Below are 5,885 nucleotides of genomic sequence, written 5' to 3' on the forward strand. Positions count from 1 at the left end.
ATTGGCAAAACCATTTCCATATTTGACAGTTTCGCCAGCTTCTCACAAAACAGGGGTAATTGATCGTTTCGAAAAGCGCGTGAGGTTAAAGTAACTTTTTCCGCTTGCTCTTTAAGCGCCGCGAGAATCCTGGGATGACAATGGCCTTGATTCACAGCGGAGTAGGCGCTCAGGCAATCGAGATAGCGCTTTCCCTTGACGTCATAAACCCAAACACCTTCCGCTTTTGCAATGACAATGTCAAGCGGGTGATAATTATGAGCGCCGTATTTGTCTTCAAGAGCAATAAAATCTTCAGTTGTTTTTATCACTTTTGTTTCTCCTTAAAAATAATGGTGGTTCGCTGTGCAAGTTTCAGAGGCCAACGTCTGGCCGGAGAATAATTTAAAAAAAACTTCATAATTTTCAAAACGAATTTATGTTTTCAATATACTTTTTTATTGCCAGATTCGTCCCATTCCTGAAAAAGCGCCTGACATTCTTTTTTCATAAAATCACTAACGATCTCAACCGAACTGCCGCCGAGTTCTTTCATTTGTTGATTTGAAATGGTCAGTTCGTTAAAATCCATTCCTTGCGCGTCCGCAATTTTGGCACCAAAAAATATTTTATCAATCTTGGCCCAATGAATGGCGCTGAAACACATGGGGCACGGCTCACAAGTGGAGTAAATTGTGCATTCCGATAAATCGATTGTCTTGAGTTTTTTGCAGGCTTCACGAATGGTGTAAACTTCGGCGTGGGCCGTGATGTCGGTAGTTGCCCAGACCACATTGTGCCCGCAGCAAATGAGCTCATTATTTTTAACAATACACGCTCCAAACGGAGTCTGACCTTTTTGTCCGCCCACCCTGGCCTTGTCAATTGCAAGTTGCATAAATTTTCTATCCATAAGCGCAGCTCCCTCAAGAAAATTTCTTTGTCTTAATATGAATATTTGAAATTAATAAATTTGAAATTTAAAACAAGTTCAATAAACGTAGATTTTTTTCGGTTGTTCGGCTATTCGCCTAAAACAGCGCCAGGAATGCATCCATTAAAAGGTAGCCAAATAGCAGAAGCGACGCCACCAATGAAACAATTGTGAACCAGCCGTTCCGAAACTCTTCTCCGACCCAATCGCGCCGGGAGTTCATATATAAAAGTGTTGCTGCCAAAAATGGCATAAACAGCGCTGCAACCACCGAATAAATTAAGATCACCCAGACCGGTTTACCGAGAAGCAAAATCAGCATCGGCGGCACCGCCAACCAGAACAAATAGCCGCGGTACCAAATCGACCGAGTGTTGACAATGGCTTTGTGTTGGTCAGAAGGCAGTCGCTTCACTAAACCGGCAAAATCACAAAAAAGATACGGCACGCCTTGCCAAACGCCGATCATCGATGTGGTGACAGCCCCCCAGAAGCCAATTAAGAATGCCCAATGTCCTACCGGTCCAATGACCTGCGATAAAATGGCTGCCATTTCTAAAACACCTTTACTGCCTTCGATGGTTTGGCCGCGTGCGAAAAGGACGGTTGCGGCCAAAATCATGAGCGCGACTCCGAAAATACCGGTCAGGACATAAGAAACCGTTAAATCAACCCGCACCGCTTTTTTCCAAGCTGCACCTTGCCAGCCCCGTTCCCGAATCCAGTAACCGTAGGCCAATAAAGTTAAGCTGCCGCCAACGCCGCCAATAATACCAAGAATAAACTTCGCGCTCCCGGCCGGAATAGCGGCGGTGGAAACGGTTTGTGAAAGCGATGTTATTGGCGAAGCCACAAACAAAGCGCACCCCAAAATCGTTACAAACATCACGCCGATGAATATTTTCATCAGGCGCTCAAAATGTCGATAAGCGCCGAATAGAACGACCAGGGCCGCGCCAATAGAATGAATAATTCCCCAGGTTCCCACTGTCAGTCCGGGGGCAATAGCATGAGCCGCCAATCCACATGCCGAAATGAGCGCTCCGGCGACTACAAACGACCAAAGGACTAAATAAATGAAAAAATAAACCTGTACCCACCTCCCCAATCGCTGCACCCACCCTTCCAGCAGAGTTGTGCCGGTTGCCAACTGCCACCTCGCCAAACCTTCGTTGAGGACTCCTTTAAGCAAAGCGCCCACTGCTGCTGCCCAAATGATCGCAAAACCGTACTTGGAACCGGCCACCGTCGCAGTCACCATATCTCCCGCACCTATTCCGGTGGCTGCAATGGCAATCCCGGGTCCGAGAATCGTGAAGAAACTTTTCCAATTTCGAAAATTGGGAGGTTGGGGTTGACTATGCAATTGAATCCCTTCTGCTTATGAAGCGGATTTGGATTGAGTAGATTCGGTGTCCTCGGATGGGGATCTTTTTTCATTATGAGACTGAAAATTGAAAAGAAGAATGAAGGCAATGCCAACCATAATTAAAACATCAGCCATGTTAAAAATGCCGGTACGCAAGCTGCCGATTCCCATATTCATAAAATCGATTACTTTGCCGTCGTTGACAATGCGGTCAATCATGTTGCTGGCACCGCCGCCTAGAATCAAAGAAAGTGCAAAAATATGCTTGCGTTGCAAATCGCGGCTTTTGATTGTGTAGAAAAAGAGGGCAATTAGCAGCCCGCCGCTTAGAAAAGTAAAAAGAAGGAAGCGAGTGGTTTTAGACAAACCCGATCCTAAACTCAAAAATGACCCGGTATTTTCTGCATATTGCAGCCGGAAAGTTTCGCCCAAATAAGACATTGGGGGCGAATTTTCAAGTGAGCTTTTAGCGATGTTCTTGCTGACTTGATCGAAACCCATGCTGGTGAAGAGGATTAGGACGATTAAGTAGAATTTTGGGAGACTTGCCATGTCAAGAGTTTCTATAATTGTCTTTTAGAATGAACTAAAAAACCGGCTTTTTAGTCGGTTCAGGCAACATTTCAATCTGCTCGAGCAAACTTTCCATGCCCATTTTCATAGGTTTGCCATCGCCGCCGCGAATGCATTTGATAATTTCAGCCATAATGCTGACCGCCAATTCCTCAGGAGTAAGCGCCCCGATGTTTAGCCCGACCGGTGCATTAATCTCCCTAATTCGATCCGGAGAAATGCCGTTTTTAAGAAGGTCTCGAAAAATCATCAGGTTCTTGCGTTTACTTCCGAGCAGACCGATATAACGAGCCTCTGTTTTGATAGCAGATCGAGTAGCAGCGTCATCGTAACGGTGACCTCTTGTAGCAACTAAAATAAAAGTGTTAAAATTAACCGGTACGTTGTCCAGCCCATTTTCAAAATCCCCGACAATTGTTTCTGCGGCCTGCGGAAACCTTTCTTTATTTGAGAATTCCGGGCGGTCGTCAACAATATAAATTCGAAATCCGAGGGTCAAAGCCAGGTTGTAAATAGTCCGGCCGACGTGTCCGCCGCCCATGATCACAAGTGTTGGCGGGGTCGTGAACCCTTCAACATAGACCTCAGTGCCATCGTCACTTTGAACAATTTGGTTTTTCCCAACAGCCGCGAGTTTTCGACCGACTTTGATGACTTCTGCCAGCAGTTTTTCATTTTCCAGCGAACCCAACGTGCTGCCGTCTTCGCGAATTAGGGTTTTCTTTCCCAGACTCTTCTCATCCGGACCTGAAATGACGGTGGCAAGTGAAACCGGCGGCCCAATCCGGTATGCGTTGGTGATCTCGTCAGCAAACTGCAGATATGCCTGTGGCTGCCAAAAAGGCTCGATAAAAAAGTACATCGTGCCGCCACACACCAGTCCGTCTTTGGCAGCAACATCCTCGTTTAAATAATAATCCCGAAACTGCGGGCCGCTCTTTTCACGCAGCATTTGCTTGGCATAAAACCAGATGTCTCCTTCCACGCAGCCGCCGCCGAGTGTGCCGACGCTGCTGCCATCCTGTCGAATCAATTGCTTGGCGCCGGCTTTCTGGGGAGTCATGCCTTTGGTTCGAACCACAGTGGCCAGAACACAGGGTTCTTTTTTTTTCAAAAGCCGAAGAGTTTCTTCGATGACTTCTTTCATTGCAAAGCCGTCTCCCGGACTTTCCCTTCAAACTTTGCACGAATATCCTGCTCGCGTTTGGCCAATTCGCCGATGGCACCCATGACTTTTTTCGAAATCAGAAGAAAGGTTTTTCTATTCTCTTCCAACTTACCTTCTTCACTGAAATCCAGCGGTTCTCCCATAACCATATGAACGACCGGTTTGGGAGAGCTGCTCCAATTTTTTTGAACCATCTTGAAAGGCGACTTAATGAAACCCTGCAAAAAAACCGGCACAACATTTGGATTCGACCGGAAAATCAATTCGCCACATCCCGGTTTACCGGGCAGAAGCGCATAAGGATCCGGGCCTCGGTTACGGGTGCCTTCCGGATGGAAACCCACCATATTGGCTGGGCTCTTCACAAGCTCCGCCATCAAATCCGTGGCATATTGATTCCACAACCGGCGTTTTTTATCGCGAATAATAGGTGGATACATTCCTCCCAATGCAAAAGGAAGATTGACAAATAAACCGAGTGGATTGTCATAAAAAAAGTTGGCTCTCACCGGAAAATAAGCATTGCGATGTGTGCCAAACAAACGCAACAAACGCGCGTAAATAACAAACTGGTCGTAAAATGTTCTGTGATTCACAACCAGCAGGACGCCTTTATTCGGATCTATCTTTTCGAAATTCTCGAAGCCATGATCTAAAACAATATTCGACGTAGCGATTTCAACACACCGCCCGCCAAGGACTACAGCAATCTTGGTGAGAATCGGCCGGATTATTGGTGAAGAATTCATAGAATGCGTAACTTTGAAATTGAAGCGCTCGACCGGCTGCAGAGCTTGCCATTGTTCGGAAGTTGGTTGAAGGCTCATGTTGATTTAAAGAGAAAGAAAATTGACTTCTTTGGTTTAATTTTATAACTTATTCAATCCTGAAAAACAGGATGAACTCATAAAAAATAGCTCAGAATTGCCACAAAGTCAAGCTAATATATATTCATCTACTGTTTCAATACCAGCCCCAAAAGAATTTGATTTCAAGGAATGTTTGAAATTTCTCGGACGCTCTAATCAAGAGAGACTGCATTTTATCGAAAATGATAAGATTCGCAAACTTCTGAAGTTGTACGATAAAAAAATACTTTTAGAATTAAGCTGCCCGGCCAACAATGTGATTAAAGTCACATTCCTGAATTCAGTGAGCGAAGATTCGGCGAAAATCTTCATCAAAAATTATGTGCGGGAATGGTTTGATCTCGAAACTGATTTAGCGCTGTTTTACAAAATCGCCGCCCAGGATAACTTGTTGAAAAATCTGGTGAGCCGGTTTTATGGTCTGCGGTTGATCAAAATCCACGATTTGTTTCAAGCGCTCTGTTGGGCCATTTTAGGGCAGCAGATTAATCTGACGTTTGCTTACACTTTGTACCGGCGTTTTATTGAAAACTACGGGGAAAAATCAAGCTACGAGAATCGAGATTACTGGCTTTTCCCAACTTCGGAAATTATTGCAAAGCTTTCGGTTGCTGAATTAATGAAACTGCAGTTTACCGGGAAAAAATCTGAGTATATAATCGGCTTGGCTGAACAAATTGCAGCAGGCAATTTATCAAAAGAAAGTTTGTTAGAGAAAAACGATTACAATGAAGCAAAAAACGCTTTGGTCAAAATTCGCGGCATTGGTCCCTGGACAGCCAATTATGTGCTCATGCGATGCCTTGGCGATCCGTCGGCATTTCCGATTGAGGATATTGGTCTGCACAACGCAATCAAGCTGCAGCTCAATTTAAAGCAAAAACCGACCCTCGAAGAAATCAGAAAACTCGCTGCCGGCTGGACCAACTGGCAAGCTTATGCAACTTTTTATTTATACAGGTCTTTGTTATGAACCCAACGACCAGCGCTTTT

Annotated in this window: 7 protein-coding genes; 1 reads left to right on the forward strand and 6 read right to left on the reverse strand. The window is 45.1% G+C overall.

The genetic code is table 11. From position 1 onward, the window contains the following. The 6 genes from IH879_18395 to IH879_18420 all read right to left on the reverse strand — a co-directional run. Positions 1-308: aminotransferase class III-fold pyridoxal phosphate-dependent enzyme (locus IH879_18395; GenBank protein ID MCH7676895.1), on the reverse strand; the 308-nt coding region annotated here is incomplete at its 3' end. A gap of 116 nt (positions 309-424) precedes the next feature. Further along, positions 425-892, reverse strand: a complete 468-nt coding sequence (locus IH879_18400) for a nucleoside deaminase (GenBank protein ID MCH7676896.1) — start codon at positions 890-892, stop codon at positions 425-427. Between the two features lie 118 nt (positions 893-1,010). Beyond that, the gene (locus IH879_18405; protein ID MCH7676897.1) at positions 1,011-2,210 is read right to left on the reverse strand and encodes an Nramp family divalent metal transporter; all 1,200 of its coding nucleotides are present in this window, start codon (positions 2,208-2,210) and stop codon (positions 1,011-1,013) included. 84 nt (positions 2,211-2,294) lie between these two features. Further along, positions 2,295-2,834, reverse strand: coding sequence for a signal peptidase II (gene lspA / locus IH879_18410; protein MCH7676898.1), 540 nt, complete (start codon positions 2,832-2,834; stop codon positions 2,295-2,297). A 34-nt stretch (positions 2,835-2,868) separates the two neighbouring features. Next, positions 2,869-4,002 carry an XdhC family protein gene (locus tag IH879_18415; protein ID MCH7676899.1) on the reverse strand — a complete coding sequence of 378 codons (1,134 nt, stop codon included), beginning with the start codon at positions 4,000-4,002 and terminating at the stop codon, positions 2,869-2,871. Beyond that, positions 3,999-4,850, reverse strand: a complete 852-nt coding sequence (locus IH879_18420; GenBank protein ID MCH7676900.1) for a 1-acyl-sn-glycerol-3-phosphate acyltransferase — start codon at positions 4,848-4,850, stop codon at positions 3,999-4,001. The genes IH879_18415 and IH879_18420 overlap by 4 nt, the downstream gene beginning before the upstream one ends. A 118-nt stretch (positions 4,851-4,968) precedes the next feature. On the opposite strand from IH879_18420, the gene IH879_18425 reads away from it, so the two are divergent. Further along, positions 4,969-5,865: a DNA-3-methyladenine glycosylase 2 family protein gene (locus IH879_18425; GenBank protein ID MCH7676901.1), complete on the forward strand. Its 897-nt coding sequence runs from the start codon at positions 4,969-4,971 to the stop codon at positions 5,863-5,865. Positions 5,866-5,885: the final 20 nt, after the last annotated feature.

This window comes from candidate division KSB1 bacterium (genome assembly GCA_022562085.1).
In the GTDB taxonomy this organism is placed as follows: domain Bacteria; phylum Zhuqueibacterota; class Zhuqueibacteria; order Oceanimicrobiales; family Oceanimicrobiaceae; genus Oceanimicrobium.